Below are 25,398 nucleotides of genomic sequence, written 5' to 3' on the forward strand. Positions count from 1 at the left end.
GGCGCAGGCCTCAACCGACCCCGAACAACTCGGCGGCGTTCTGGTAGAGCACGCCGCGTAGCCAGTCGTCGCCGAGCTCGAGGCGTTGCACGGCCTCGAGTGCGTGGGTGTACGGGTAGGGGATGTTCGGGAAGTCGCTGCCGAACATGATGCGGTCGCCGAGCTCGCGCAACCGGGGAAGTTCATTTTTCGGGAACGGAGCGCCCTCCTCGGAGAAGTCGGTGAACGACATGGTCGTGTCGAACCGCACTTCCGGATAGCGCTCGGCGAGATCGAGGAACTCGACGTACTCGGGAGTTCCCATGTGCGCGACGATCAGTGGCAACGACGGGAAGCGCTGCAGCAGTGCGGCGATCGGCCCGGGACCGGTGTGCGTCCCGGGCGCCGGGCCCGACCCGCAGTGGATGATGACCGGTATCCGGCTGTCGGCGATCTGCGACCAGACACCGTCGAGAAGCGAATCCAGCGGCGAGAAGTCACCGACCTGGATGTGGCATTTGAACACTTGCGTCCCGCGCTGAATGGCCTTCGAGACGTAGGCGGGCGCCGATTCCTCCGGGTAGAAGGTCGCGGTGTGGAGACAGTCCGGATGGTGCGCCGCGAAATCGGCAGCCCAGCCGTTCAACCACTCGGCCATGTCCGGCTTGTGGGGATAGACCAGGGATGAGTAGGCGCGGACCCCGAAGTCCTGCAGTGTCGTGACCCGGACGTCCTCGTCGGCGCGGTAGGTGATCGGCCACTCGCGACCGATCAGTGGGCCGGCGGAGTCGAAGTACGCCCACACCTTGTCCATGACCGGTTTGGGCATGAAGTGGGTGTGGATGTCGATCATGCCGGGCAACCCGAGGCGCTGCCACATCCCGCGCACCTGTAGTGCCTCCGCTCGCCCGAACGGAACGCTGTCGCCCTCATCCTGATCCACGGTGTTCACACCGACCACGCTACCGCTGCCTGTCGAGCGCGGACGGCCGGCCCGGTGGCCTGTCCGTTGCACCGTGCCAAACATATTGGGCGAGTGACCAACTTGGTGGTCATCGGACCAAATGTCGGATTCTTCGAATTCACGTCGAACGGCAATTGCAACGCGTTACAGTTCTGCCGGAGGCCAGATGGCGAGCGCGATGTTCACCCTGGCTCCTCCGGCGGTCTGTGAGCTGTCCAGATCTGCCGTTCACCTCTTGAAGGGACCAGCATTGAAACCATCGCATTCGGTCAAGCGTGTCCTCCGCACGACAGCGACGATCGGCGCAGCCGGTCTGCTCCTCGTCGGTGGCGTCACGGCGTGTGCTGACGACAATTCCTCGGACTCAGCCGGATCAGCGGGAAGCACGTCGGCACTGCCGTCGAATGCGGCCACCGGCGACCCGGTCAAGATCGGGTTCATCACGCCCGAAGGCGGCCCTATCACCGTCCCGATGGTCCGGGAAGGTGGTGAGGCCGCCACGCAATACCTGAACAACAACGGTGGTGGCCTCGGGGGCCACAAGATCGACCTGGTCGTCTGCAAAGAGCAGGAGGACCCGGCCTCGGCGACGAGCTGCGCGAATCAGATGGTCGAGCAGAAGGTGGCTGCGGTCGTCGCGCCGTTCGGATCGCAGGGGGCGGTCATGTTGCCGATCGTCGCCGGCGCGGGAATTCCCTACGTCGCGCAGGCGCCGGTCTCGCAGGTAGAGATGATGACGTCGGGAGCGTTCATGCTCTCGGGCGGCATCGTCGCGGTGTTCGCCGGTCAGGCCGCCACCGCGGCCAAGGAGGGCGTCAAGAAGATCGCGGTCGTCATCTCCGACGCCGGCGACGCGGCCGCATCGGTGAAGGCGATCGGTACACCGATCTTCAAACAGGCAGGAGTGGATATGGACGTCATCACCATTCCCGCGTCGGCTGCCGATCCCACTCCGCAGATCACCGCGGGGCTGGCAGGCAAGCCGGGTGCCGTCACGGTCCTCGGTGAGACCAGTCAGTGCATCTCGACGATCAAGGCGCTGCAGACAGCTGCTCCGACGGTCAAGAAATATCTGATCGCCAGCTGCCTCGACAAGCAGGTGATCGATGGCGTGGGTGCAGACGCGGTGGCCGGCGCAAAGGCGTTCACCACGGTCAAGCTGGACTCCGATGATCCCTCGTCCGAGTTGTACCGCAGTGTCATGGCGACCTATGCGTCCGACGTCGATCCGGCCGGCCTGGCCTACCTGGGCTACCAGGTGATGATGTCGCTCGGCGAGGTGGGCAAGTCGCTCACCGGTCCGGTCACGCCGAAGGATGTCATGGCGGCGTTCACGGCAGCAAAGGATGTGCCGTTGCCGGCCGCCCCGGGGCTCAGCTTCACCTGCGACGGCTCGGCTGTTCCGCAGCTGAAGACGCTGTGCAGCAAGTCAATTCTCGTCAGTGATGTCAGTGCTGACACAAAGCTGGAAAACACCGTAGCTGTCAACAACTAGTACGAGAGAGATCGGGGGTCGCCGCCGGCGACCCCCGATCTGGGTTCGCACATGACTCAGCATTTCGCCTTCTTGGCATTGGGCCTCGGCAACGGCGCGGTGTACGCCGCACTCGGACTCGCACTCGTGATGACCTTCAAGAGTTCGGGTGTGGTCAACTTCGCGACGGGCGCCGTCGCGCTCTACGCGGCCTACACCTTCGGTTTTCTGCGTCACGGAGAGCTCCTCAATCCGATTCCGGGGTTCCCGGCGACGATCGACCTCGGCGGGGACTGGGCCATCGTGCCGGCGATGATCGTGTCCGTCGCCGTCTCGGCACTTCTCGGCGTGGTGCTGTATCTCCTTGTCTTCCGTCAGATGCGCACGGCACCCGCGCTCGCCAAGGCGGTGGCCTCTATCGGTCTGATGCTGGTGATCCAGGCGCTCATCGCGCTGCGGGTCGGAACCGAAACCCCGACCGTGAGTGCGATCTTCACACCGCGTGTACTCCGGATTGGTGACAGTGCGATCTCGTCCGACCGTTTGTGGCTGGCCGCGGTGGTCATCGGTCTGGCGGTGTGCGCCGGACTCGTGTTGCGCTACACCCGGTTCGGTATGGCGACGGAAGCGGCAGCCGAGTCAGAGAAGGGCGCGCTGGTCACGGGTCTGTCGCCGGACAAGATTGCACTCAGCAACTGGGCGCTGTCGTCGGCGGTCGCCGGTATCGGCGGTATCGTGATCGCGCCCATCGTTCCGCTCAACCCGGTGGCATACACGATGTTCATCGTGCCGGCGCTGGCCGCCGCCCTGGTGGGCAATTTCACCGGTATCGCGTTGACGGTGGGTGCGGGCCTGCTCATCGGTATGCTCCAGTCCGAGGCGACCAACCTGCAGTCGACCGTCGACTGGTTCCCCCAGGCGGGTGTTGCCGAAGCCGTTCCGCTGCTACTCATCTTGGCGTTCCTCCTCATCCGCGGGCAGCCGCTGCCGGGGCGCGGCGCGATCACCCGGCAAGACCTTGGACGTTCTCCGCGGCCTCGACGTCTGCTGGTTCCCGGCGCGGTCGGATGTGTGGTGGTGCTCGGCGCCCTGTTCGCCACATCCGGCAGTCTGCGTCTCGCAGTGATCGCCTCGATGATCTTCGCCGTCATCGCACTCTCCCAGGTGGTGGTGACCGGCTATGCGGGTCAGGTCTCGCTGGCTCAGCTCACGCTGGCCGGAGCGGGCGCATTCGGCCTGAGCAAGATCACCTCCGACCTCGGAGTCCCGTTTCCGTTCGCACCCATTCTGGCGGCATGTGGGGCGATGATCATCGGTGTGCTGGTCGGTCTTCCGGCCTTACGGGTTCGGGGATTGCCGCTCATGGTCGCGACCCTGGCTCTCGCGGTATTCCTGGAGGCCTTCTGGTTCCGGAATCCGAGCCTGAACGGTGGATTACAAGGCGCACCCGTCGATCCACCGAGTCTGTTCGGTATCGACCTCGGGATCGGGGCCGGTGAGGGCTATCCGAGGATCGCGTTCGGGGTGGTCTGCCTGATCGTGCTCGCGCTGGTGGCGCTGGGTGTCGCGCGGTTGCGCGGAAGTGCTCTCGGTGCGTCCATGCTGGCGGTGCGGGCCAATGAAAGATCTGCCGCGGCGGCGGGCATCAATGTGGGCGTCACCAAGCTCCTGGCATTCGCCATCGGTTCGTTTGTGGCCGGCCTGGGTGGTGCGATGCTTGCCTATCAGCAGACGCTCGCCACCGCCAGCTCCTTCACGGTCTTCGCCGGTATCGGGCTCTTTGCGGTCTTCTACGTTGCCGGTGTGACGTCGGTGTCGGGTGGATTGCTCGCCGGCGTGCTGGCCCCGGGCGGAATCCTCTACTTCATCTCAGATCGCTATCTGAGCTTCGGCGACTACTACATGCTGGTGAGCGGAATACTGTTGGTGCTCACCGTGGTGACCAGTCCGGACGGACTCGCCGGGTACCTACAACGGATTCGCCTCCCCGGCGGAAGAGGGGCGCATCCCGCCGAACAGACACCCGAGGCATCCGCGGTTCCGCCGGAATCCGAACGGGCCGTGGGGGAGAAGGTCATCCTGGAGGTGGCCGGAGTGACCGTGAGCTACGGCCAGGTCGTCGCGGTGGACGATGTGAGCTTCGATCTTCGCGAAGGCGAGATCATCGGACTCATCGGCCCGAACGGTGCGGGCAAGACCACCCTCATCGATGCGATCGGCGGATTCGCGGCATCGAGAGGCCGAGTCACGCTGGACGGCAAGGAGATCAGCGGTCTGCCGCCACATCGACGCAGTCGATCAGGTCTGGGGCGGACGTTCCAGGACATCGAGCTCTACGACGAGCTCACCGTTGCGGAGAACGTCACGGTGGGTGCCGCGCGATTGTCGGGTGACACCGACGAGGCGGTGGCCAACGTGCTGACGCTGCTGGACATCACTCATCTCGCCGATATCCTGGCGGCGGACCTCTCCCAGGGGCAGCGACAATTGGTGTCGGTGGCCAGGGTCCTCGCCGGCCGACCACATGTCGCATTGCTCGATGAACCAGCCGCCGGACTCGACACTGCCGAGAGCCGTTGGCTGGGGGAGCGCCTACGGGCGGCCCGTGCGCTGGGTGTGTCCGTGTTGCTGGTCGACCACGACATGGACCTGGTCCTCAGCATCTGCGACCGTGTGATCGTGCTCGATCTCGGATCGGTGATCGCCACCGGCACACCGGAACAGATCCGGACGAACGATCTGGTGATCGCTGCATATCTCGGTTCGCCGACGGCACACGACCAGGAGCAGATCGGGAACTCTCATCCGGTGACGACTGAGGAGGTGCCGTCGTGACGGTATTGGGGTGCGAGGGACTGGAAGCCGGGTACTCCCGTGCGGCGCCGTGTGTCCGAGGGCTGAACATCTCCGTCGAGGAGGGCGAGGTGATCGCGTTGCTCGGCCCCAACGGCGCCGGTAAGACCACCTTGCTGTTGACCCTTGCCGGTTTGTTGCCGGGCCTGGGTGGAACAGTGTCGTTGGCGGGGCAGGTGCTCCCGTCCGGGAAACCGCGATCCGCGGTTCGCGCCGGTATGGTCATCGTGCCCGACGATCGCGCCCTGTTCCGAAGACTCACCGCAGAAAAGAATCTGCGTCTGGCGGTCCGAGAACGCGGACATCGCGCCACGCGAGAGTCCATAGAAAAAGTGTTGCAATACTTTCCGGCGTTGAAACCGCGACTGGGCGTGGCCGCCGGTCAACTCTCCGGCGGGGAGCAGCAGATGCTGGCGATCGCCCGGGCGTTGCTCCAGAGACCGAAGGTCCTGCTGATCGACGAATTGAGTATGGGACTTGCGCCCGTCGTCGTGGAGGCGATCCTGCCGGTTCTGCGGGACGTCGCGGCGTCGGAACGCACCGCGGTGCTGTTGGTCGAACAGCATGTCCGGCTTGCGCTCGAGGTGTCCGACCGTGCGATCGTTCTGGTCCACGGACAAGTGCGTCTCGAGGAGGACTCGTCCGTACTCGCCGGCGATCTCGAGCGGATCGAGCGAGCCTATCTCGGTGGCGTCGGGTGACCACGTGGACGACAGCAACTGCTGCGCAGCGACAGTCGTCAGGTGCTGCGGCCGACGCACGAATCACGGGTCGGGCGTGCCCGCGGCCTCGGGCATCACGCCCGCCCAGTCCTTCGGGACGATAAAGACACCTTCAGCCGCAACGGTCTCGCCATCAGCGTCGGAGATCGCCCCGCGCACGACCTTCTTGCGGCCGTCGCGTTCCACGATGATGGCCTCCGCATGCAACCGGCCGAGCGGTGTCGGGCGCAGATATCTCATCGTGAGGGTGCCGGTGTAGCACGGAACATCGTCGGCGCTACCGGCCTGGCCGAGGACGTGGTCGAGGACCATCGCGCACATCCCGCCGTGCACGCAACCCGGCGGCCCCTCATATGCGGCCCCGAGGGTGAAATCGGTGGACACCAGGCCGCTCTCGTGCCGGGTCACCTGCAAGGGTGGAGCCACGGCGTTCCGCAGGCCGATCACCGCATTGCCCCACGGCATGCCCTTCATGTCGGCGGTGTGCCGAACGCCGAAGGCGCCGTCGATCTGCCTGGTGCGCAACGATTCCACTGCCGAGTCGATCTGACCATGGGCGTCACGGATGACGTCCTCGTCGACCTCGGTGCGGATCACCGCGTCGATCAGTTCGCGAACGGAGTCGGCGAGGGGACCGAAAAGCGCACGACGACGTTCGAACTCCTGCGTGGAGATGTCTTCGAGTGTGAATTCCATGGTGTCTCGTTTCCTGCCGCCATCGAGTGGGTCAGTCGGGGATCCGGTCGGGATGGGCGTCGGCCAGAGCCTCGTCGCGGTCGGCCGCCAGGATGAAACCCATTTCGATCGCTGACGTTGTGGCCGCTCGGTAATGCCGCTCGTAGTCGTGGCGGCCGACGTATCGCGCGGCCAGGATTTCCGGTGCGATCGGGGTGGTGGAACCGAACAGCACGCAGATGCGAGGGACGTCGCCGCCGACGATGCCGCTCAGGATCTCGGTCGGCGCATCCACACACGGGGTGCGGACGCCCCCGCGGACGTTCCCGGCCTCATCGACGGCGAATTGATTTGTGTCCGTGCTGTCGTCGAGCTCCAGTGGGGTCGCCATCGGGGGCACCGGGCCGCCGTCGGCCCAGTCGCGCAGGTGGCGCAACGCGGCGCGCAGCACGAATCGTTGCTGCCCACGGTTGACCGGTGTCGGACACCCGAGCATGTGCTCATACGGCCCGATCTGATGGAGGTCGGCGTGTGAGGTGCCCGCGATCTCCCAGACACGCAGCCGATCGGTGTCGGGCTGGCGTGCGCGGTAGAAGCGGAAATTCGTCAGCACGTCGGTCTCGGTTTGGACGATGAAGACCGGGATGGGCAGATCGCTCCGGATCGTCACCGGCTCCTGAGCGAACACCGCATCGACATCGATGGCGGTGCCAGGCTCTCCCAGATCCAGGCCGGCGGCCGCGCGGCTGTGGATCAGCAGCCCGTCGAACACCTCGTGCTCGGCGGCGAACAGATTCGCGTAGGTCGTCAACGCCATTGCCGACTGCGATTCGCCGGCGGCGAGCAGTCGCCGGACGGACAGTCCGCGTAGCGGATGCGAGCCGCCCGAAGCGGACGTTGACAGCAGTGACCGCCCGACGGCCCCGAACAGGTCGTAACAGTAGGCATCTCCCGGATGATAAAGGCCGGCATAGCGTTCCGGGTCCTTGGCGGCCAGCGTGCCCGATGCGCCTTCACCGAGACCGCCCACGGAGCCCGGCCCGCCCATCACGCCGGTGTACTGAGCCGAGACGCCGACCCACGCGTATCCGCCTCGGACGAGTTCCTCGGCCAGGTAGGTGTATTCGGGTGCCGCGTCTGATCCGCTGCTGACGTTCAGCCACTCGACGACGACGGTGCCGTTGAAGTCGGCATCGAGACGCGGCCTGCGCACCAGAACGCGAGTCGCGTACTTGTCCTCGCCGAGGGGGGCCACCGAACCGGGGCCCGCGTTGGCGTAGCGGGTTGCGACACCGGATGCGGCGTACTCGTTTTCCCGGAAACCGTTGGCCTCCAGGTCGGGACCGGGGGTGGCGCTCATGATCGAGCAGCCGCCGCCCCCGGTCAGCTCCGTGAAGTCGACTCCCGAGGTCACTTCTGCTTCTTCTGGTGTTTCCCGATGACGTTGCCGAACATGAAATGCATCTTGGTGCCCAACGGCCAACCGACGTAATAGCACAGGAAGAGGCTGATCTCCTCCAGTTGTTCGGCCGTCAGTTCACCGTTGGCCAGCGCTGCACCCGCCTGGATCTCCGCCACGTCGATCTGACCCGCCTGGGCGAGGGCGCCGAGCAGGATCAGGCGGCGGTCGCGGACCGAGAGACCCTCCCGCGTCCAGACCTCACCGAACACCTGGTCCGCGGTGTGCGCGAAGAAGTCTCCGGGTCCGTCGGACATCTCCCAGCCGTAGACCTCGGACATCTTGTCCAAGCCCTTCTGGCGTTGCGGGCTGGTGGTCTCGTCAGCTGACGTCATGAGTCCTCTCCTTCTCGATGCGGCACGCCCAACCCGATGGCGAAGTCGCGGAGTGCGATGTCGCCGAGCGGCAGATCGACGCCGAGTTCTCGTCCGAGTTCGAGTGCGAGCGACAGGTCCTTCTCGCCGAGTGTGCGTACCGGTGTCAAGATGTCATACCAGAAATCGTCGGGTGCGATCTCGTCGGTGGTGTCGCGCAGGATGATCGACCCGGCACCACCGGTGATCGCATCCGTGTGCCGAACCACCTTGCCCAGTTTGGTGATGCTGATCCCGGCCGCCTCGGCGAGCTTCGAGGCCTCCGCGGCGGCGGTGAACGAGATGAAGTGCAGGAGATTGCGGGCCAGCTTCATCTTGGTGCCGGCCCCGACGTCGTCGCCGGCGTGGACGAGCATGCCCGCGACGAGACCGAACGGTTCCTTCAGCTGTTCGTATGAGGCGCGGTCACCACCGACCATGATGGCCAGGCGGCCTTGGTCGGCGCCCGCGGCCCCGCCCGAGATCGGCGCATCCAGCAGGGTCACACCGTGTTCCGCGCACTCCGCGGCCAGATCGACGGCGGTCTGGGGGCCGATCGTCGAGTGGACGGTGATGATGGTTCCCGGTCTGGCGGCGCTGAGCAGGCCGCCGTCGCCGGCGACCACGGTGCGTACCTGGGTGTCGTCGAGGACGCAGATGCCGATGATGTCGGATTTCGCCGCCAGGTCGCCCAGTGAGGTGGCGGCCGTGGCGCCCTGGTCGACGACCTTCCCGAGTGCTTCCTCGGAGAGGTCGAAGGCGGTCAGGCCACCCTCCCACTTGGCCAGGCGACCGGCCATCGGCCCGCCGATGTTGCCGAGGCCGACATAGCCGAGGCGCGCGGGCGCGGTACCCGACTGTGTCATGAGCGGATGACCTGTCCGCCGTCGACATTGAAGATCTGCCCGGTGACCCAACCGGCCTCCTCGGACAACAGGAACAGACACATGCCGACCAGGTCCTCGGGGGTGCCGAAGCGCTTGAGCGGCAGCCGGTTGACGATGTCGGCCACCATTTCCTTCGGCGTGGTGGAACGCGTCGCCTCGGTGTCGATCGGACCCGGCGCGATGGCGTTCACACGGATGTTCTGGCCGCCGAGTTCGGTGGCCAACTGCTGGGTGAGGCCGTTCACGCCGACCTTCGCGAGGCCGTAGAAGCCGCTGTACAGCCAGGCGGCCGTTGAGGACTGGTTGACGATGGCGCCACCGTCCTTCATGTGCGGGTAGACCGCGCGGGTGACGTTGAGTGCGCCGTCGAGGTTCACGCTCATGAACTTCTTGTAGTAGTCCCACGGCACCGTGATCAGGAAGTCGAGCTTCATGCCGCCGTAGATGGCAGCGTTGTTGACCAGGCCGTCGATGGTGCCGTACGCGTCGACCGTGGCGGTTGCCAGCGCCTGCGCCGACTGCTCGTCGGCGACGTCGGTGTTCACATAGAGGCCGCCGATGTCGGCTGCGACCTGCTTGCCCTGCTCGTCGTTGAGGTCGGCGACCACGACGTTGGCGCCTTCGCCGGCCAGTGCGCGGGCGTAGGCCTCACCGATACCTCCGGCGGCTCCGGTCACGATGATGGTCTTGCCTGCGAAGCGTTGGTTACGGTCCTCGGAACTCATTGTCCTGCTTTCTGTTTGTTGAAGGGTGGTGTGGTCTCGATACACTCATCGCCTAGCGGCTCGGAGCTACTCGACCAGCGGTTGGGCTGACCGCCGATCCGCCCGATTGAGCTTGTCGAAATCGAGATCACTCAGGCCGGCGTCGCGACCGCCTTGCACTCGAGATATTCCTCGAAGCCCGCGACGCCCATCTCCCGGCCGATGCCGGATTGCTTGTACCCGCCGAACGGGACGTCGGCGGAGTACCAGATGCCCCCGTTGATCCCCATCGTGCCGGTCCGAACGCCATTGACCACCTTGTCGATCCGTGCCGTATCCGTACCCCAGACGGCACCGGACAACCCGTACGGCGAGTCGTTGGCGATGCTGATGGCGTCGTCGTCGCCGTCGTGCGGGAGGATGACGAGCACCGGACCGAAGATCTCCTCCTGCGCGGCGCGGGCGGAGTTGTCGAGGCCGGAGATCAAGGTCGGCTCGACGAAGTAGCCCTTGGCCTTGTCGGCCGGCCGGCCGCCGCCGATCTCGACGGTGCCGCCCTCGGTCTTCGCGAGTTCGATGTAGGACTCGACACGATTGCGCTGGGTGGCGGAGATCAAAGGGCCACAGATGGTTCCGGCGTCGCTCGGATCACCGGCCCCGAGTCCGGCCAGCGAGTCGCGGGTCGCGGTGATCGCCTCGTCGAGCTTCTCCCGCGGGACGAGGAGACGGGTGGTGATGGCGCAGCCCTGTCCGGCGTGGGTGACCACGTTGAATGCGGCCATCGAGCAGGCGGAAGCGAGGTCGGCGTCGTCGAGGACGATGAACGCCGACTTGCCTCCGAGTTCCAGGAACACTTTCTTCAGGGTTTCGGCAGCGCCGGCCATCACCTTCTTGCCGGTTGCGGTGGACCCGGTGAAGGACACCAGATCCACACGCGGATCGGTGGACAGCTGCGCGCCCAGCGCGTGATCGGTGGAGGTGACGATGTTGATCACGCCCGGTGGGAAGTCGGTCTCCTCGGCGATGACCTTGCCCACCAGGGCGGCGCACCACGGGGTGTCGGGCGCGGGCTTGAGCACCACGGTGCAGCCTGCGGCCAACGCCGGCCCGATCTTGGCGAAGTTGATCTGGTGCGGGAAGTTCCACGGCGTGATCGCGCCGACCACACCGGCTGCCTCCTTGCGGATCTCCCGGACGTTCTTGATGCCCATCGGCTTGGCCTGGCCGAGGTCGGTGGTCCACTGATAACTCTCGGCCAAGTCGGCGAAGTAGCCGAGATCGGTGACCGGTCCCTCGAATTGCGGTCCGCTGGTGAGGAACACGGGGCAACCGACCTCGGCCACCGTCAGGTCGCGCAGCTCGTCGCCGTGGGCCAGGAGCGCGTCGCGTAATTGGCGGAGGCAGCGGGCCCGCAATGTGTGGTCGCGCGACCATTCGGTGGTGTCAAAGGCGACGCGGGCGGCGGCGATGGCCGCGTCCATGTCGGCCGCGGTGGCGTCGGCGGCCTGGCCGAGGATCTCCTCGGTGGCCGGGTTCACGACATCGAAGGTGCCGCCCCCACCGGGGGTGAGCTTGCCGTCGATCAGCAGTTCCGACGACGATGCAGGACGTAAGGACATTGGCTGGAACTCCATCTGGACAGGTGTCTGGACTCAAGTTCAAACCTAGTGTAGCCTCGCTCACATGTCCAGTCCTGTATCCCAGGAATCCACTCGCCGAAGATTGACCCAGCAGCAGGCCGAGACCGTCACGAGATTGACGGATGCCGCGGTCGAGGTGCTGAACGACGAGGGATTCGACGGACTCACAGTCCGAACCGTGGCCAAGTTGGCGGGTGTCGCACCCGCGACCGCCTACACCTACTTCTCGTCGAAGAGTCACCTGGTAGCCGAGGTCTTCTGGCGTCGGCTCAGCGCCGGGGTCGGTGAGCCCGACCTGTCGGTGGCACCCGCCGAGCGGGTGGCGGAGGTGCTTCGCGAGGTGTCGATGGTGGTCGCGGGGGAGGGGCAGCTCGGTGGCGCGGTCACGATGGCTCTCCTGGGCACCGATCCCGACGTGGAACACCTCCGGCTGCGGATCGGCGGGTTCATCCGCCGACGTCTCGCCGAGGCTCTGGAGGTGGAGCCGGAGAACCCGGGCCCCCTCCTCGATGCACTGGAGATGATCTACGCCGGCGGTCTGGTGCACGCGGGAATGGGCCACATGACGTACGAGCAGACCTCCGAACGTCTTGTCGCAGCCGCACATCTACTGATGGAGAAGTGATGACCGAAACCGCCACGGGAACGGGGATGGAGCATCTCGTCCCGTTCGACCCGTATGCGTATGACTTCCACGAGGATCCATACCCGACATACGACCGGCTTCGCCGCGAGGCGCCGGTCTATCACAATGCGGCGATGGACTTCTGGGCGCTGGCCCGCCACGAGGATGTCCGCGCCGGATTCCGGGACAGTGTGAAGCTGTCCAACAGCTGGGGCGTGTCCATGGATCCGTCCTCGTATGGTCCGGATGCGCACAAGTCGATGTCGTTCCTGGCCATGGACGATCCGAAGCACATGCGGATCCGCAAGCTGGTCTCCAAGGGCTTCACCCCTCGCCGGGTCGGCGACCTGTCCGGACGGATCACGGCGCTGACCCACCAGCACTGGAGCAAGTGCCTCGACATGGGCGAGTTCGATTACATCGCCGACTTCGCGGGTCTGCTGCCGATGGACGTGGTGTCCGAACTACTCGGTGTGCCGGAGGCCGATCGCGCGCATCTCCGGCATCAGTCGGATCTGCTGCTGCATCGGGAAGAGGGTGTTCTCGACATCCCGGAAGCGGCGATCTACGCCTACATCGAGCTGCACAAGTACTATTCGGAGCTGATCGCCGATCGCCGCAAGAACCTCGGGGACGACCTGGTGTCGGCCCTGGTCGAGGCGGAGGTCGACGACGACGCGACCGGCGAGAAGATCCGCCTGACCGAAGACGAGATCGTCGGGTTCATGGTCCTGATGGTCGTCGCCGGTAACGAGACGACCACCAAACTCCTTGCCAATGCGCTGTATTGGGGTTGGCGCAACCCTGACGAGCTCGCGAAGCCGCTGGCCGATCCCGATGCAGTCGCAGACTGGACCGAAGAGACACTGCGCTACGACAACTCCACTCAGATGGTGCTGCGTCGCGTACTCTCCGATGTCGAGTACGGTGGCCTGACGATCCCCGCGGGGGAGCGGGTCCTGCTGCTGGTCGGCTCGGGCAACCGGGACGTGGACGTCTTCGGCGCCGATGCCGCCGAGTACCAGATCGGCCGGGATTGCAGCCAGGCGCTGTTGAGTTTCGGGCTGGGTACACATTTCTGCCTCGGCGCACACCTGGCCCGACTGGAGTCCAACATCGGCCTGGGTGAGGTTGCCCGTTCCATCCGCAGTGTCGACATCGACATCGACAACGCGGTCCGCGTCCATTCGGTGAACGTGCGCGGATTCGCGGAACTCCCCGTGAAAGTGAAGGTGCGCTGATGGCGTTCATCCCTCATCCCGATCGTCGCCCCGTGCTGGTGGCCGGCGCATCATCGGGCATTGGTGCCGCGACTGCCGAGGTCCTCGCCGCCGCAGGCTATCCGGTGGCGCTTGCCGCGCGACGGGTGGAGAAACTGCAGGAACTGACCGACAAGATCATCGCAGCCGGCGGGGAGGCGGTTGCGGTCCCGCTGGACATCACCGACGAGGCTTCTGTCACCGAGTGCGTCGCGAAAGCGCAAGCCGCGCTGGGTGATCTGGAGATCGTCGTGAGCGGCGCCGGCGACCTCGCCGTGGGGCTGTCATATGAGGTGAGCCCCGAAGACTTCGCCTCACAGATCGACATCCACCTCGTCGGAGCCCATCGTCTCTACCGTGCCGTCGTGCCGGGCATGATCGAGCGGCGACGCGGCGACTACGTGTTCATCGGCTCCGACGTCGTCCTTCACCCGCGGCCGTGGTCCTCGGCGTACGTGGCTGCCAAAGCCGGCATCGACGGGCTGGTCGCCACTGCGCAACTCGAGTTGGAGGGAACCGGCGTGCGTGCCAGCGTGATCCGGCCCGGCCAGGTGCTGACCGGCATGGGCATGGATCTCGATCAGAAGACCACCGAACTGATGCTGAACGACTGGATCCGGCACGGACTCGCCCGGCACGGCAACTTCCTGGAGCCCGGGCACATCGCCCAGGCCGTGTCGGCGATCGTCACCATGCCGCGCGGCGCGCACATGCGCGTGGTCGAGGTGGAGGCCGAGGGCGCCCTCACACGTGACAAGAAGCCTGAAGGAGAACAGCGATGACTGCTCTGACCCAACCGAAGCGCGTCTCCCGTGGAGAAGGCGAACACGGACATCTCGACGAGCTGGCCAGCGACCCCATCTCGTTGTTCTGGCGGATCCGCGAGGAGTGCGGCGACGTCGGGATGTTCCAGCTCGCCGATCGTGAGGTGGTCCTGGTCTCCGGTGCCGCCGCCAACGAGGAGTTCTTCCGGGCGCCGGAGGAGGATCTCGACCAGGCCGCCGCATACCCGTTCATGACCCCGGTCTTCGGTGAGGGCGTCGTCTTCGACACCGACCCGGAGGAGCGTTCCAAGGCCATCCACAATGCGGCGCTCAAGGGCCCGCACATGAAACAGCACGCGGTGACCATCCCCAACGAGGTCGAGCGCATCATCGCGCAATGGGGTGACGAAGGCGAGATCGACCTGCTCGAGTTCTTTGCCGAGCTGACGCTGTACACCTCGTCGGCCTGCCTGATCGGCAGGAAGTTCCGGGAAAGTCTGAACGGACACATCGCGCATCTGTTCCATGATCTGGAAAAGGGTACCGATCCGATCGCATACGTCGACTACAAGGCCGACATCGAGAGCTTCCGCAAGCGCGACGAGGCTCGCGCAGAGCTGGTCGAGTTCATCCAGGGCGTGATGAACGACCGCATCGCGAATCCGACGGAGAACAAAGAAGATCGCGATCTGATGGACGTCTTGGTCCAGGTCGGCTTCGATGCGAACACCATCACCGGCATGTTCATCTCGATGATGTTCGCGGGTCACCACACCACCTCGGGCACCGCGGCCTGGACGTTGATCGAGTTGTTGCGCAATCCCGAATACATGGCTCGGGTGTACGGCGAACTCGATGAGATCTATGGAGAAACCCCGGCCGGGGAGCGTCCCGAGTACACGTTCGCCCATACCAGGCAGATGCCTCAGCTGGAGAATGCTCTCAAGGAGGCGCTGCGGCTGCACCCGCCGTTGATCGTTCTGATGCGGGTGGTGCAGAAGGATTTCCACGTCGAGGACTTCGAGATCAAGGCCGGCCAGTCGATCGCCGTGTCGCCCGCGATCTCGAACCGACTGCCGGAGGACTTTCCGGAACCGGACACCTTCGATCCCGACCGCTACGACAAGCCGCGGCAGGAAGACATCGTCAATCGGTGGACCTGGATTCCCTTCGGAGCAGGTCGGCATCGTTGTGTGGGAGCGCAATTCGCCATCATGCAGCTCAAGGCGATCTTCTCGGTGCTGTTCCAGAATTACGAGTTCGAGATGCTGCAGCCGTCGGAGTCCTATCGTAACGATCACTCCAAGATGGTCGTGCAGCTCCAGCAGCCGTGCCGTGTGAAGTATCGGAAGCGGTGATCGACAGTGCGTGTCGAGGTTGACCTGGACTTGTGCCAGGGACACGGAATGTGCGAGATGGAGGCGCCCGACGTCTTTGAGGCGCACCGCGATCATGTCGAGATCCTCGACAAGGAACCCGACGAGAATCGCCGCGCCGAGGTCGAGGCCGCGGTGATGTACTGCCCGACCCAAGCTCTGAAAATTGTCGAAGACGACGAGTGAAGTGGAGTGACATGTCTTTTGATCGTGCCGAACTGGAAGAGATGAAACAGCGGTGGCTGGACGCGAACGTCGTCGCCGAGAAGGCGGGTGACTGGAAGCCGCTGGCCGAGTTCTACACCGAAGACGCGACCTACGGGTGGAATTACGGTCCCGAGAAAGATTTCATGGCAGTCGGTCGCGACGAGATCCGTGACCTCGCCCTCGGACAGGAGATGGAGGGCCTCGAGGGGTGGGAGTACCCCTACCAGGCGTGGGTCATCGACGAGAAGACCGGTGACATGATCGGACTGTGGAAGCAGGTCTACGACCGCAAACGTGAGGATGGCACCAATTACGCGTTGGAGGGCATCCAGGGCAGCTGGTTCAAGTACGCCGGCAACTTCCAGTTCTCCTGGCAGCGTGACTTCTTCGACTTCGGCAACGTGTCGGCCCTGTTCGTCGAACTTCTCAAGAACAACGCGATGAGTGACGGCATGCTCAAGCGGATCGAGAAGTCGGCGCCGGGCGACCTGCCCGGGTGGTACCCGTTCGGCAGAGCCCCCGTCGAGTTCTGGTGATCTGATCGATGACTCACTCAGCCCCGGCCTATCAAGGCCTGAGTCAGGATCAGTTGGCCACCCTGGTGCCCGAACTACTGCTCTCCGGACAGTTGATCGACCGCAGCGGGATGGCACACCTCATCAGCGCCTTCGGTCGGGAAGTGATGGGACAGGTGGCCATCGAGGAGTGGATGGCGGCCAGTCCGGTGTACACCCACCGCATGCGGGCCGCTCTCGGGATCGATGGTGACGGAGTGGAGGACATGTTCAAGTGTCTCCAACTCGACATCGGAGCTCCGCCGCAGTTCATGGACTTCCGTTATGAGGTGACCGACAAGTATCACGGGTCCTTCTTCCTGCAACATTGCGGCGCATTGATGGACGTCGAGCCGATGGGCGACGACTACGTGACGACGATGTGCCACGACATCGAGGACCCGACGTTCGACGCGACTGCGATCGCGACGAACCGCCGCGCGCGCATCCGGCCGATCCACCGCCCGCCGCGCCGGCCTGTCGACCGGATGCCGCACTGCGAGTGGACGGTGACGATCGAGCCGGACCGGGAGGAACTGCCGCTGCCGGCCGACGCCGGGCAGATGTTCACCACCCGGGCCGGTCAGTTGACTCTCACCCCGATCGACTCGTCGGCCGACGACGGACTGACCGACTACCGCGGCTCGCTCGTCGCCGACCTCCAGTTCCGGGAATGGTCACGATCGGCGCTCGCACGTATCGCCGAAGAGATTGCGCTGCAACATCAATTGCTCTCGCTCGGCTTTCTGCTGTCGGTGCGCAGGCACGCCGAGAGTGAGGAGCAGGCGCGGGAGATCTTCCGCAAGCAGTTGATCGGGATCGCCGGGTTGTCGGCGGATCGGCTGCGTGCGGCACTCGGCCTCGCATCGGACGCCGAGGGGTTGGCCGCGGTGATCAACCTGCATCCGGTTCTCGGACCCAGGCAGTACACCGGTGTGACCGCCGAGGTCCGGGGCGAGGATGTGGTGGTCCGCGTACCCCACAGCTCCGACGCCGTGACCGACGGAGGGTGGGTCACCCTGTTGGAGAGGGCACACCATGAGCCGTTGCAGGCCATCGGCACGGCGATGGATGCCCACTGGACAGTCGGTTCGAGCGACGAGACGGACGAGGCGATCGAGTTCGTGATGACCCGGGGAAGCGAGACCCACAAGGAATCCGGCGAGGTCGCCATCGCACGATTCAGCTCGGGTGCCTCCTTCGAGTTCACCGACCGGGGTCGCTCGCTCCCGATCACACCGGTGGGTAGCGGCGTTTGATGGATGACGGCCGGACATCGTCGTCCTCGGATCACCCCCCGGACCTGAGTCTGTCCGGGCGGGTGGCCGTGGTCGCCGGGGCCACCCGGGGCATCGGTCTCGCGGTGTCCTACGCGCTGTCCGGCCGTGGCGTGTCGGTGGTGGTGAACGGCCGGGATCGGATGGTGGTCGAGGAGACCGTCACCGAGATCCGTGGCGGCGGTGGGTATGCGGTCGGCGTCGTCGGCTCGGCGGGCGACCCCGGCGTGGCCCAGCAGATGGTGGACACCGCGCTCGCCGAGTACGGCGCACTCGACATCGCGGTCAACTGCGCGGGTATTGCCGAACCTGCGGGCTCGACCATCCTCACCATCACCGATTCGGAGTTCCGCGAGCAGGTCGATGCGCACCTGATGAGTGCGTTTCATTTGATGCAGGCCGCTGGACGGGTCTTTTCCCGACAACAGACCGGATCGATCGTGCTGACCGGCTCGGCTGCGTCGCTCGGGATCTTCGGTGGGAGTGGATATCCGGCCGCAAAGGGGGGTGTCAACGCACTGGCGCTCGCCGGCGGTGCGGACCTCGCCGACCATGGTGTTCGGGTGAATGTGGTGATGCCGGGGGCCAAATCCCGACTGTCGAGCGGGGACGATTACGTCGCACACATCGAGAGTCTGCACCGGCGCGGCATTCTCGATGACCTCACCAAGGATGCCGCGCTGGAGCCCGCGCCACCCGAATACGTGGCCGCACTGTACGTCTTCCTGGCCAGTGACGCCGCCAAGGACATCACCGGGCAGATATTCACGGCTGCAGGCGGTTTCATCGGACGATACGAACCACAGCAGGCGGCGTTCATCGCATACCGCGATCATCACGACAGTGCGCCCTACACCTTGGCGGAGCTGGCCGACCTGCTGGCGTGAGGACGTCGTCCGAATCCCGCCGAGCGGGCACAGAATCTCGTCGAGCGGGTACAGAATCTCGTCGAGCGGGCAGAGAACCTCGCCGCGCGGCTACCGGATCTTTCCGAGCGGGCGCAACGGCCGGAGAGTGCGTCCAGTCGACGTGATTCCGCGCCCGATCGTCAGGGAAGTGCGCCCGATCTGCGGGGGCGTCAGCGCTGATCTCCGGCGCCCGCGCGGTCGGCCCGACGTCGCGCCGCCCGGACGGTCCAGAACCGGGCCCCCTCCGCGACTGCCTCGGTGACCGGGCTCGGGCGCCAGCCGAGTTCGCGCTCGGCCTTGCCGTGTTCCATCGGGGACATGTAGTGCATCAACCGCACCGAGGTGATCGTCAGTTGCCGCGGCCGGCCGGTGACCTTGGCGAGGAGGGAACCGACCGCACCGCACGCATAGAGCGACAATCGGTGGAGGACGAGGCGAGGCGGCCTGCGTTCCGCGGTGCGTGCGGCGACGGCGATGATCTCGCCGAGGTCGATGAAGCGCTCCGACACGATGTACCGTTCGCCCGGCCGGCCCCGTTCGGCCGCCAGCACCAGTGCGTCGGCGGCATCGTCGATGCCGACAGACTCCGCGCGGATGCCCCGCACCGTGAAAGGCATCTTGCCCAGGGCGGCGCCCGCCACAAAGGCCCCGTGTGGTGTCGGCTGCCAATCGCCTGCGCCATAGGTGTTGGAGACGCACATGGCGACGGCGGGCAGCCCCTTCGTCCGGGCGTACTCGAGGACCAAGTCCTCGGCCGCGACACGAGACCGGACATAATCCGATGCTGTGTCCGCCCAGTTGAATTCGTCGGCCTCGGTGGCCGAGCGGCCCGTGACACGGCCGATTGTCGCGAGCGTGCTGGTGAACACGAAGGCGTGCAGGTCGGCATGCACTGCCACATCTAGCACAGCTCGCAGCGCCTCGACATTCGTGCGGAAGAGTGGTTCCGGATCGATCAGCCAGGCCCGCGTGTCGACCACGCAGTAGTAGACGTCGTCGCAGCCATCGAGGGCGGCGGATACCGTCGCCTCGTCGAACAGGTCCCCGACGACACGCTCGACGACGAGATCGTCGATGCCCTGCGTGTCGCTGGTCTCGCGGACGAACACGCGGACCTGCTCACCGGACTCCACGAGACGGCGTACCACGTGAGATCCGAGGAATCCGCTGGCGCCGATCACCAGTTTCACGAGAGCGCACCGGGATTCAAGTCGTCGATGGCGGTCGCGGCACGCTCGAGCATGATCGTGAACATACGGTCACCGCGCTCGGTGGGCATCGCCGCACCACACCCGAAGACGATGATCATGGGCGCCTGGATCAGCGAGTCGACGTAATCGGACCAACAGTCGTCGAGGGAGTAGTCGGTCACACCGTGCGCGAGCAGCGCAGCATGGTAGGCGGCCACGATCTCCCGTTCGTGAGCGCGACGATCATCGACGGTCAGGCTGGTGGCAAGCAAGAACGCTATGTCACGCAGGGGATTGCCAAGTGTGATGGTCTGCCAGTCGACAATCGTGACCGACCCCTCGGGCCCGAACAGGATGTTGTCGATGCGGAGATCGCCGTGGATCAGGGAGAAGCATCGAGGATCACGTTCCAGCCAGTCCCCGGCAGTGGCGACCAGCCAGTCGATGGCGGCCGCCTCGCGACCGGACAGATCAAAACGGGAACGGAACACGTCGGCCATCGGGGCGAGAACCGAATCCATCAGGAGTCGGTCTTCGTGCGTGGGTAACGCCAGCCCCGGCAGGTCGGCGAGGGTCTGATCGCACCACCGGGGCGCGTGCAGGCCTGCCGCGGCGAGGGCCACCGCGTGCGCCTGCTCGGGCGTGCAACCGGCGATCTGATCGCCCTGGACGGAAGGCGCCATATCCTCGAGCAGCAGCACGAACTCGGTGTGGTCGTCGGAGATCACCGCCGCATGGCAACGCGGGATGGGCGCGGTGAGAGTGGGCGCCAGTCGCTGGTAGAAAAGTACCTCGTTGCGGAAGACGCCTGCCGCGAACTCGCGTTGCGCGCGTTCACCTGTCGCGAGTTTAGCGACCATCGTCCTCGGCAGGTCACCGGGGACGGCCCAAGTCGGCGTCAGCCGGTACGAGCCGGCCATCTGGCCGGAGCCGACCGGCTCGGATTCGACCGAGATGATCTCGGCGTCCCGCCCGGTCGAGCGCAGCAGGTCTGACAGCCACGACGCGGTCAGTCCGTCGACATCGGTGGGGATGGCCCCGGTGTCCCCGGCGTGTGAGAGCGTCATCGGTCCTCAGACCGCCGCGGTGGAGGCACCGACGATCACGTAGTCCCGCGATCGTCCCTCGCGCACCCACAGCGTGCCGTCACCTGCGCTGGGGCCGTCCTTCTTCAGTTCCCGCTTGAGGATCTTGTTGGTCGCCGTCGTCGGCAGGTCGCCGGCGATCCGGACATAGCGCGGCCACGCCTTGGGGGACAGGTCTGCCTGTGCGGCAAGCTGTTCGGCGAACCGCCCGGGAGTGAGTTCCGCGTCGTCCTGGAGGACCACGGCGGCCATCACCGCGTCGCCGACATGTTCGTCGGGGACCGCATAGACCGCGACGCGGTTGACCTCCGGAAGACGGAGCAGGATACGTTCGATCGGTCCCGCGGCCAGGTTCTCGCCGTCCACTCGCATCCAGTCGCCGGTGCGCCCGGCCAGATAGATCCAGTCGTCGGCGTCCTTGTACGCGAGATCGCCCGACCAGTACATGCCGTGCCGCAGGCGCTCACCGGTCGATTCATCGTCGTTGTAGTAACCCATGAACATGCCTGCGCCATCGACGTTCACCAGCTCGCCGATCGCGTCGTCGGCATTGGCCAGTGCGCCGTTCTCGTCGAACTCGACCCGCGGGCATTCGGTGAGCGTGTCCGAGTTGTACACCGCGACATTGGGAAATCCCCGGCCGATCGATCCCTCCGGGGTGCCGGGTTCACGCGTGATGATGATGGCCAGTTCGGTCGAGCCGAAGCCGTCCCAGACCGTGCAGCCGAATCGGCGGGAGAAGTCGTTGATGTCGCGGTCGGTGGCTTCGTTGCCGAAGGCCACCCGCAGCGGATTGTCGGCGTCGTCGTCCTTTTCCTCGGTGGCCAGGATGTAGGCGAGGGGTTTGCCGACGTAGTTCATGTAGGTCGCGTGGTAGCGCCGGATGTCGTGCAGGAACGTGGAAGCGGAGAACTTCGCCGGGGCGATGGCGGCACCGCCGCACAGCGCCACGCAGTAGCCGCCCATCAGTGCGGCCGAGTGGAACAGTGGCATCGACAGATAGCAGACGTCGCCGGGCCCGATGCTGTATTTGTCCGCGAGGACCGGCCCGGCGAACGGGATCATCATGTGCGCGAACCGAACCGGCTTCGGGTTGCCACTCGTGCCCGAGGTGAAGATCAGCATGAAGGTGTCCGCGGCCGTCGGTACGCAGTGCGGGATCAAATCGCCTGCGGTGGCGGTCGCCGTGTTCCAGGCGGGCGTCGACGTGTCGAGGATGTGCACGCCGGGAAGATCCAGACCGTCGAGCAGTGGACGATGCTCGGCGTCGGCGATCAGGATCTGGCAGTCGGCCCGCAGGATGTCGGCAGCGAGTCCGTCGCCGCGCCGGGTGTTGTTCACGCCCACCGTCACATATCCGCCGAGGGCTCCCGCCGCAAGCGCGATGAGCATGTCCGGCGTGTTGCCCAGCAGAACACCCACATGCATCGGACGCGATCGATCGGCGAGGCCGAGTACGGCCGAGGCAGCGCGCCGTGCGTCGGCGATGTACTCGCGCCAGGACCACTGCGTGCCCTCGTAGGTGATCGCCAGGTTGTCGTCGTCTGCGCGCTCCTGCAGGAGCTGGGTCACGGTCTCGGCCATGACGCCACTCTAGAACGTGTTCTCGTTTCTTGTGAACAGATTCTGAATAATGTCTACTCGTGGTCCGGTGAGTGCTGTGTTCAGCGGATGAACCACCCGACGCCGGGTGTCACGGTGAACGCCCGGTCGGCCTTGCCGATGATGGTGGTGGTGAAGGAGATGCGGCCGTGACCCGCGCGGATCTCGGCCCCGGGCGACGGTTTGCCCGAGGTGCACGTGCCGAAGACGACGTCGTCGGTGTGGTTGGTGCGTTCGTTCCGCCAGGTGATGGCGACCCGCGTCTGGCCGAGGTTGCGTGCGCACGCGTCGCCCACCGGCAAGATCCGCAGTCGGGTGGTGTCGGCACTCGTGGCGGTGGCCGCGAGGTTGGCGGCGAATCCACCGGAAAGCCCGTTGCGGTCGACGGTGACGCCCACATTCGGTACCTGGTCGACCCGCAGCATCTTCGGTGGTGCCGCATTCGCTGCTCCACCGCCCGCGATCACGCTGATCGCCAAGCCGGCGGCTGCGGCTGCGCAGGCCGTGGCCCGAATCGTTGTCCGACGTCCCGTCATCAGAGGTCCCTCCAGTCCGATCGAGCACGTTCCGTGTCTGTCAGGGTGTCGGAGCGGGGTCAGGGCGTACAGGTGTGCGCAGGTTCTGTTATGGATCCGAGACTGGTTCAAGGGGTTGCCCGAGGGGCGGGAGGTGCTGGTGAGGATGCCGATTGTGAATGGTGTCTCATATGCACCCCCGGGGCGTCTGCTCGGTTCGTCGGCCGGATGCCTGTGCTGATAGGACCGTAGACATGGTTGTCGACAGTGCCTCATCCACTCGAATCGTGCCGCGTGATCCCGTCATGGCGTTCGGCATCGGAAATGTCACGACGACCGGTCCGACGACGGTGCGCGCCGAGCAACTGGTGAGTGCGAACCTCGTGGACCACCGTGGGCGGATCGATCTCCCGGCGCTCGCCGTGCTGTTCGATCATCTCGGTGGCCTGCCGTACTTCGCCTCCGAACCCGATGGGTCGCCCTGCGTACAGGCCCGTCTCGCCGTCTCGATGCAGGGGACCGTCGACGTGGGCGACCGGCTGACGGCGAATGCCGAACTCCTCATGCGCGACGAGGCCTTCGGGACCACTCGGGTCGACATCGTGACGTCGAGCGGCCGCATCTGCTGTTCCGGTACGGCTCGCAATGTCGGAGTGGGTCGGACCTTCGACCGCAATCCCACCGGGGATCGTGGCGTCGAGGCTCCGACCGGCGGTGTCGGTACGTCAGGGCTGTCGATGCCACCCGCCATCGAGCCGGATCTCGACGGCCGCGTGATCGTCGAGCAGATCGCCGCCGGTACCCGTACCGCGGGTCACCTGACAGATCTGCTCAACGGTCGGGTCGAGACCGTCGACCACCCGCTCGGTACCGGTGTGCGTTTCACCGTGGGCACCGAACCGTGGATGGGCAACGTGTTCGGCACGATGCACGGAGGCGTCATCGCCGCCGCGGTCGCGCAGGGGTGCTCGTTTGCCGGCCAGGCGAACGCGACGGCCGGGCGTGACTATCAACTCGCGGATCTGGCGATCAGTTTTCTCCGGTCGCCCGCTGTGCAGGGCTCCGACGTCGTCGTCGAGGTGACGCCGGTGAAGATCGGTCGTCGGGTCGCGTCGTTCGATGCCACGATGCATGCGCACGACGGGATGCTGCTCAGTCGCTGTGCCGCCGACGTGCACTACCGCTGACGGCCGCCGACAGCAACCCAGATCCCGCCGACAGCAACGTCAATCTCGCCGACGGCAACCGAGAACTCGCCGACGGCAACCCCAATCTCGCCGACAGCAACCCAGATCCCGCCGACGGCAACCACGATCGTCACGCCGCCGGCCGCTCGCGTCCGTGTGCGCCCATATGCGCGACGAATCCGGGGGCTTTGTCGACGGTGCGGGTTGCTGTCGACGAGTTGCAGGTTGCTGTCGCCGGGATTGACGTTGCTGTCGGCGAGATTGGGGTTGCTGTCGGCGAAAAAACAATCATGCATGATTGATTTTTCTGACCGGCTGTGTGACCCTGATCGCATGTCGATGGTGGAGGGGCTTGTAGCAGATCTGACGGCGCAATCGGCGGAGCTCGACACCCTGGTGGCGGCTCTGGACGATTCCGGATGGGCGCTGCCGACGCCTGCCGCCAAGTGGTCGGTGGCGCATCAGATCGCGCACCTGTCGTGGACCGACCGGGTGGCGGCGATGGCCGCAGCTGACCCGGACGCCTTCGGCGCGGTCCTCGACGAGGCGGCCGACAACCCGATGGGTTTTGTCGACGCGGCGGCCGAGAAGGGGGCGATGGCGTCGCCCGCGCAGATTCTCGATGCGTGGCGGACTGCTCGTGCGAACCTCACCGACGCGCTGCGCGCCGTCCCCGACGGTGTGAAGATCCCGTGGTTCGGCCCGCCGATGTCGGCGGCGTCGATGGCGACCGCGCGATTGATGGAGACCTGGGCGCACGGCCTCGACGTCGCGGATGCACTCGGCGTGACGATGGTGGCCACCGATCGGATCCGGGGTGTCGTCCACATCGGTGTGCGTACCAGGGATTTCGCCTACGCGGTCAACGGTCTGACGCCACCGGCGGCGCAGTTCCGATACGAGATCACCTCGCCGTCGGGAGAGGTGTGGACCTGGGGACCCGACGATGCCACCGACGTCGTGCGGGGCCCGGCAATCGACTTCTGCCAGTTGGTGACCCAGCGACGTGCGTTGGTGGATCTCGATCTGGAGATCATCGGTTCCGACGCGAGGCGCTGGGCCGGCATCGCCCAGGCCTTTGCCGGTCCACCCGGAGCGGGAAGGCCGTCGTCCGCTTCTGAACGAGAGGTCCACTGAGT

Annotated in this window: 25 protein-coding genes; 13 read left to right on the top strand and 12 right to left on the bottom strand. The window is 65.7% G+C overall.

Annotated features, from left to right (window positions below):
* Positions 1–10 precede the first annotated feature (10 nt).
* Complete coding sequence (locus ACPXCG_RS15145; protein WP_425792852.1) at positions 11–859, bottom strand: amidohydrolase family protein; 849 nt, start codon at positions 857–859, stop codon at positions 11–13.
* 334 nt (positions 860–1,193) lie between these two features.
* Here ACPXCG_RS15145 and ACPXCG_RS15150 point away from each other — a divergent pair, with 334 nt between their 5' ends.
* The 3 genes from ACPXCG_RS15150 to ACPXCG_RS15160 are packed head-to-tail and all read left to right on the top strand — an operon-like array spanning position 1,194 to position 5,971.
* Positions 1,194–2,438 carry an ABC transporter substrate-binding protein gene (locus ACPXCG_RS15150; RefSeq protein ID WP_425792760.1) on the top strand — a complete coding sequence of 415 codons (1,245 nt, stop codon included), beginning with the start codon at positions 1,194–1,196 and terminating at the stop codon, positions 2,436–2,438.
* Between the two features lie 51 nt (positions 2,439–2,489).
* Positions 2,490–5,252: an ABC transporter permease subunit gene (locus ACPXCG_RS15155; RefSeq protein WP_425792761.1), complete on the top strand. Its 2,763-nt coding sequence runs from the start codon at positions 2,490–2,492 to the stop codon at positions 5,250–5,252.
* A complete protein-coding gene (locus ACPXCG_RS15160) occupies positions 5,249–5,971 on the top strand; it encodes an ABC transporter ATP-binding protein (RefSeq protein ID WP_425792762.1) in 723 nt (240 codons plus the stop codon). The genes ACPXCG_RS15155 and ACPXCG_RS15160 overlap by 4 nt, the downstream gene beginning before the upstream one ends.
* Positions 5,972–6,034: 63 nt before the next feature.
* On the opposite strand, the gene ACPXCG_RS15165 is transcribed toward ACPXCG_RS15160, so the two are convergent.
* From ACPXCG_RS15165 to ACPXCG_RS15190, 6 genes are all read right to left on the bottom strand, one after another.
* A complete protein-coding gene (locus tag ACPXCG_RS15165) occupies positions 6,035–6,688 on the bottom strand; it encodes a PaaI family thioesterase (RefSeq protein ID WP_425792763.1) in 654 nt (217 codons plus the stop codon).
* A 31-nt stretch (positions 6,689–6,719) separates the two neighbouring features.
* Entirely contained in the window at positions 6,720–8,081 is a 1,362-nt protein-coding gene (locus tag ACPXCG_RS15170; protein WP_425792764.1) for an alpha/beta hydrolase domain-containing protein, read from the bottom strand.
* Positions 8,078–8,461 (bottom strand): carboxymuconolactone decarboxylase family protein, encoded by a 384-nt coding sequence (locus ACPXCG_RS15175; protein ID WP_425792765.1) that lies wholly within the window; start codon positions 8,459–8,461, stop codon positions 8,078–8,080. The genes ACPXCG_RS15170 and ACPXCG_RS15175 overlap by 4 nt, the downstream gene beginning before the upstream one ends.
* On the bottom strand, positions 8,458–9,345 hold the full coding sequence (locus tag ACPXCG_RS15180; RefSeq protein ID WP_425792766.1) for an NAD(P)-dependent oxidoreductase: 888 nt from the start codon (positions 9,343–9,345) through the stop codon (positions 8,458–8,460). The genes ACPXCG_RS15175 and ACPXCG_RS15180 overlap by 4 nt, the downstream gene beginning before the upstream one ends.
* The gene (locus tag ACPXCG_RS15185; RefSeq protein ID WP_425792767.1) at positions 9,342–10,091 is read right to left on the bottom strand and encodes an SDR family oxidoreductase; all 750 of its coding nucleotides are present in this window, start codon (positions 10,089–10,091) and stop codon (positions 9,342–9,344) included. The genes ACPXCG_RS15180 and ACPXCG_RS15185 overlap by 4 nt, the downstream gene beginning before the upstream one ends.
* A 131-nt stretch (positions 10,092–10,222) precedes the next feature.
* Positions 10,223–11,689, bottom strand: coding sequence for an aldehyde dehydrogenase (locus tag ACPXCG_RS15190; RefSeq protein WP_425792768.1), 1,467 nt, complete (start codon positions 11,687–11,689; stop codon positions 10,223–10,225).
* Between the two features lie 64 nt (positions 11,690–11,753).
* Between ACPXCG_RS15190 and ACPXCG_RS15195 the strand changes: the two genes are divergently transcribed.
* Genes ACPXCG_RS15195 through ACPXCG_RS15230 form a run of 8 tightly spaced genes read left to right on the top strand, consistent with a single transcriptional unit; the run spans position 11,754 to position 18,659 of the window.
* Positions 11,754–12,335 (top strand): TetR/AcrR family transcriptional regulator, encoded by a 582-nt coding sequence (locus ACPXCG_RS15195; protein WP_425792769.1) that lies wholly within the window; start codon positions 11,754–11,756, stop codon positions 12,333–12,335.
* Positions 12,335–13,576, top strand: coding sequence for a cytochrome P450 (locus ACPXCG_RS15200; RefSeq protein ID WP_425792770.1), 1,242 nt, complete (start codon positions 12,335–12,337; stop codon positions 13,574–13,576). The genes ACPXCG_RS15195 and ACPXCG_RS15200 overlap by 1 nt, the downstream gene beginning before the upstream one ends.
* Positions 13,576–14,376 carry an SDR family oxidoreductase gene (locus tag ACPXCG_RS15205; RefSeq protein WP_425792771.1) on the top strand — a complete coding sequence of 267 codons (801 nt, stop codon included), beginning with the start codon at positions 13,576–13,578 and terminating at the stop codon, positions 14,374–14,376. The genes ACPXCG_RS15200 and ACPXCG_RS15205 overlap by 1 nt, the downstream gene beginning before the upstream one ends.
* Positions 14,373–15,716 (top strand): cytochrome P450, encoded by a 1,344-nt coding sequence (locus tag ACPXCG_RS15210; protein ID WP_425792772.1) that lies wholly within the window; start codon positions 14,373–14,375, stop codon positions 15,714–15,716. The genes ACPXCG_RS15205 and ACPXCG_RS15210 overlap by 4 nt, the downstream gene beginning before the upstream one ends.
* A gap of 6 nt (positions 15,717–15,722) precedes the next feature.
* The gene (locus tag ACPXCG_RS15215) at positions 15,723–15,920 is read left to right on the top strand and encodes a ferredoxin (protein WP_425792773.1); all 198 of its coding nucleotides are present in this window, start codon (positions 15,723–15,725) and stop codon (positions 15,918–15,920) included.
* Positions 15,921–15,931: 11 nt separating this feature from the next.
* Complete coding sequence (locus ACPXCG_RS15220; RefSeq protein ID WP_425792774.1) at positions 15,932–16,477, top strand: nuclear transport factor 2 family protein; 546 nt, start codon at positions 15,932–15,934, stop codon at positions 16,475–16,477.
* An 8-nt stretch (positions 16,478–16,485) separates the two neighbouring features.
* Complete coding sequence (locus ACPXCG_RS15225) at positions 16,486–17,754, top strand: hypothetical protein (protein WP_425792775.1); 1,269 nt, start codon at positions 16,486–16,488, stop codon at positions 17,752–17,754.
* The gene (locus tag ACPXCG_RS15230; RefSeq protein WP_425792776.1) at positions 17,754–18,659 is read left to right on the top strand and encodes an SDR family NAD(P)-dependent oxidoreductase; all 906 of its coding nucleotides are present in this window, start codon (positions 17,754–17,756) and stop codon (positions 18,657–18,659) included. The genes ACPXCG_RS15225 and ACPXCG_RS15230 overlap by 1 nt, the downstream gene beginning before the upstream one ends.
* A gap of 191 nt (positions 18,660–18,850) precedes the next feature.
* On the opposite strand, the gene ACPXCG_RS15235 is transcribed toward ACPXCG_RS15230, so the two are convergent.
* The 4 genes from ACPXCG_RS15235 to ACPXCG_RS15250 all read right to left on the bottom strand — a co-directional run bounded on the left by ACPXCG_RS15235 (position 18,851) and on the right by ACPXCG_RS15250 (position 23,093).
* Positions 18,851–19,870 (bottom strand): NAD-dependent epimerase/dehydratase family protein, encoded by a 1,020-nt coding sequence (locus ACPXCG_RS15235; protein WP_425792777.1) that lies wholly within the window; start codon positions 19,868–19,870, stop codon positions 18,851–18,853.
* Positions 19,867–20,937: a phosphotransferase gene (locus ACPXCG_RS15240; protein ID WP_425792778.1), complete on the bottom strand. Its 1,071-nt coding sequence runs from the start codon at positions 20,935–20,937 to the stop codon at positions 19,867–19,869. The genes ACPXCG_RS15235 and ACPXCG_RS15240 overlap by 4 nt, the downstream gene beginning before the upstream one ends.
* A 6-nt stretch (positions 20,938–20,943) precedes the next feature.
* The gene (gene fadD1, locus ACPXCG_RS15245) at positions 20,944–22,539 is read right to left on the bottom strand and encodes a fatty-acid--CoA ligase FadD1 (RefSeq protein ID WP_425792779.1); all 1,596 of its coding nucleotides are present in this window, start codon (positions 22,537–22,539) and stop codon (positions 20,944–20,946) included.
* 80 nt (positions 22,540–22,619) lie between these two features.
* Positions 22,620–23,093 carry a hypothetical protein gene (locus tag ACPXCG_RS15250; RefSeq protein WP_425792780.1) on the bottom strand — a complete coding sequence of 158 codons (474 nt, stop codon included), beginning with the start codon at positions 23,091–23,093 and terminating at the stop codon, positions 22,620–22,622.
* A 266-nt stretch (positions 23,094–23,359) separates the two neighbouring features.
* On the opposite strand from ACPXCG_RS15250, the gene ACPXCG_RS15255 reads away from it, so the two are divergent.
* Entirely contained in the window at positions 23,360–24,259 is a 900-nt protein-coding gene (locus tag ACPXCG_RS15255) for a hotdog domain-containing protein (protein ID WP_425792781.1), read from the top strand.
* Here the strand turns inward: ACPXCG_RS15255 and ACPXCG_RS15260 are convergent.
* Positions 24,250–24,555, bottom strand: coding sequence for a hypothetical protein (locus ACPXCG_RS15260; protein ID WP_425792782.1), 306 nt, complete (start codon positions 24,553–24,555; stop codon positions 24,250–24,252). The two genes, ACPXCG_RS15255 and ACPXCG_RS15260, sit on opposite strands and share 10 nt — an antisense overlap.
* A gap of 37 nt (positions 24,556–24,592) precedes the next feature.
* Here ACPXCG_RS15260 and ACPXCG_RS15265 point away from each other — a divergent pair, with 37 nt between their 5' ends.
* Positions 24,593–25,396, top strand: coding sequence for a TIGR03084 family metal-binding protein (locus ACPXCG_RS15265; protein ID WP_425792783.1), 804 nt, complete (start codon positions 24,593–24,595; stop codon positions 25,394–25,396).
* Positions 25,397–25,398: the final 2 nt, after the last annotated feature.

Origin of the sequence: Gordonia sp. DT218, assembly GCF_049847105.1 — a bacterium.
Taxonomy (GTDB): domain Bacteria; phylum Actinomycetota; class Actinomycetes; order Mycobacteriales; family Mycobacteriaceae; genus Gordonia.

Excerpts from the sequence above, each read along its gene's own strand:
- ACPXCG_RS15225 (WP_425792775.1), top strand. The coding sequence starts at position 16,486 with ATGACTCACTCAGCCCCGGCCTATCAAGGCCTGAGTCAGGATCAGTTG.
- ACPXCG_RS15240 (WP_425792778.1), bottom strand. The coding sequence starts at position 20,937 with ATGACGCTCTCACACGCCGGGGACACCGGGGCCATCCCCACCGATGTC.
- ACPXCG_RS15260 (WP_425792782.1), bottom strand. The coding sequence starts at position 24,555 with ATGCATGATTGTTTTTTCGCCGACAGCAACCCCAATCTCGCCGACAGC.
- ACPXCG_RS15190 (WP_425792768.1), bottom strand. The coding sequence starts at position 11,689 with ATGTCCTTACGTCCTGCATCGTCGTCGGAACTGCTGATCGACGGCAAG.
- fadD1 (WP_425792779.1), bottom strand. The coding sequence starts at position 22,539 with ATGGCCGAGACCGTGACCCAGCTCCTGCAGGAGCGCGCAGACGACGAC.
- ACPXCG_RS15265 (WP_425792783.1), top strand. The coding sequence starts at position 24,593 with ATGTCGATGGTGGAGGGGCTTGTAGCAGATCTGACGGCGCAATCGGCG.
- ACPXCG_RS15165 (WP_425792763.1), bottom strand. The coding sequence starts at position 6,688 with ATGGAATTCACACTCGAAGACATCTCCACGCAGGAGTTCGAACGTCGT.
- ACPXCG_RS15180 (WP_425792766.1), bottom strand. The coding sequence starts at position 9,345 with ATGACACAGTCGGGTACCGCGCCCGCGCGCCTCGGCTATGTCGGCCTC.
- ACPXCG_RS15145 (WP_425792852.1), bottom strand. The coding sequence starts at position 859 with ATGTGGCAGCGCCTCGGGTTGCCCGGCATGATCGACATCCACACCCAC.
- ACPXCG_RS15205 (WP_425792771.1), top strand. The coding sequence starts at position 13,576 with ATGGCGTTCATCCCTCATCCCGATCGTCGCCCCGTGCTGGTGGCCGGC.
- ACPXCG_RS15230 (WP_425792776.1), top strand. The coding sequence starts at position 17,754 with ATGGATGACGGCCGGACATCGTCGTCCTCGGATCACCCCCCGGACCTG.
- ACPXCG_RS15210 (WP_425792772.1), top strand. The coding sequence starts at position 14,373 with ATGACTGCTCTGACCCAACCGAAGCGCGTCTCCCGTGGAGAAGGCGAA.
- ACPXCG_RS15220 (WP_425792774.1), top strand. The coding sequence starts at position 15,932 with ATGTCTTTTGATCGTGCCGAACTGGAAGAGATGAAACAGCGGTGGCTG.
- ACPXCG_RS15155 (WP_425792761.1), top strand. The coding sequence starts at position 2,490 with ATGACTCAGCATTTCGCCTTCTTGGCATTGGGCCTCGGCAACGGCGCG.
- ACPXCG_RS15250 (WP_425792780.1), bottom strand. The coding sequence starts at position 23,093 with ATGACGGGACGTCGGACAACGATTCGGGCCACGGCCTGCGCAGCCGCA.
- ACPXCG_RS15185 (WP_425792767.1), bottom strand. The coding sequence starts at position 10,091 with ATGAGTTCCGAGGACCGTAACCAACGCTTCGCAGGCAAGACCATCATC.
- ACPXCG_RS15175 (WP_425792765.1), bottom strand. The coding sequence starts at position 8,461 with ATGACGTCAGCTGACGAGACCACCAGCCCGCAACGCCAGAAGGGCTTG.
- ACPXCG_RS15195 (WP_425792769.1), top strand. The coding sequence starts at position 11,754 with ATGTCCAGTCCTGTATCCCAGGAATCCACTCGCCGAAGATTGACCCAG.
- ACPXCG_RS15200 (WP_425792770.1), top strand. The coding sequence starts at position 12,335 with ATGACCGAAACCGCCACGGGAACGGGGATGGAGCATCTCGTCCCGTTC.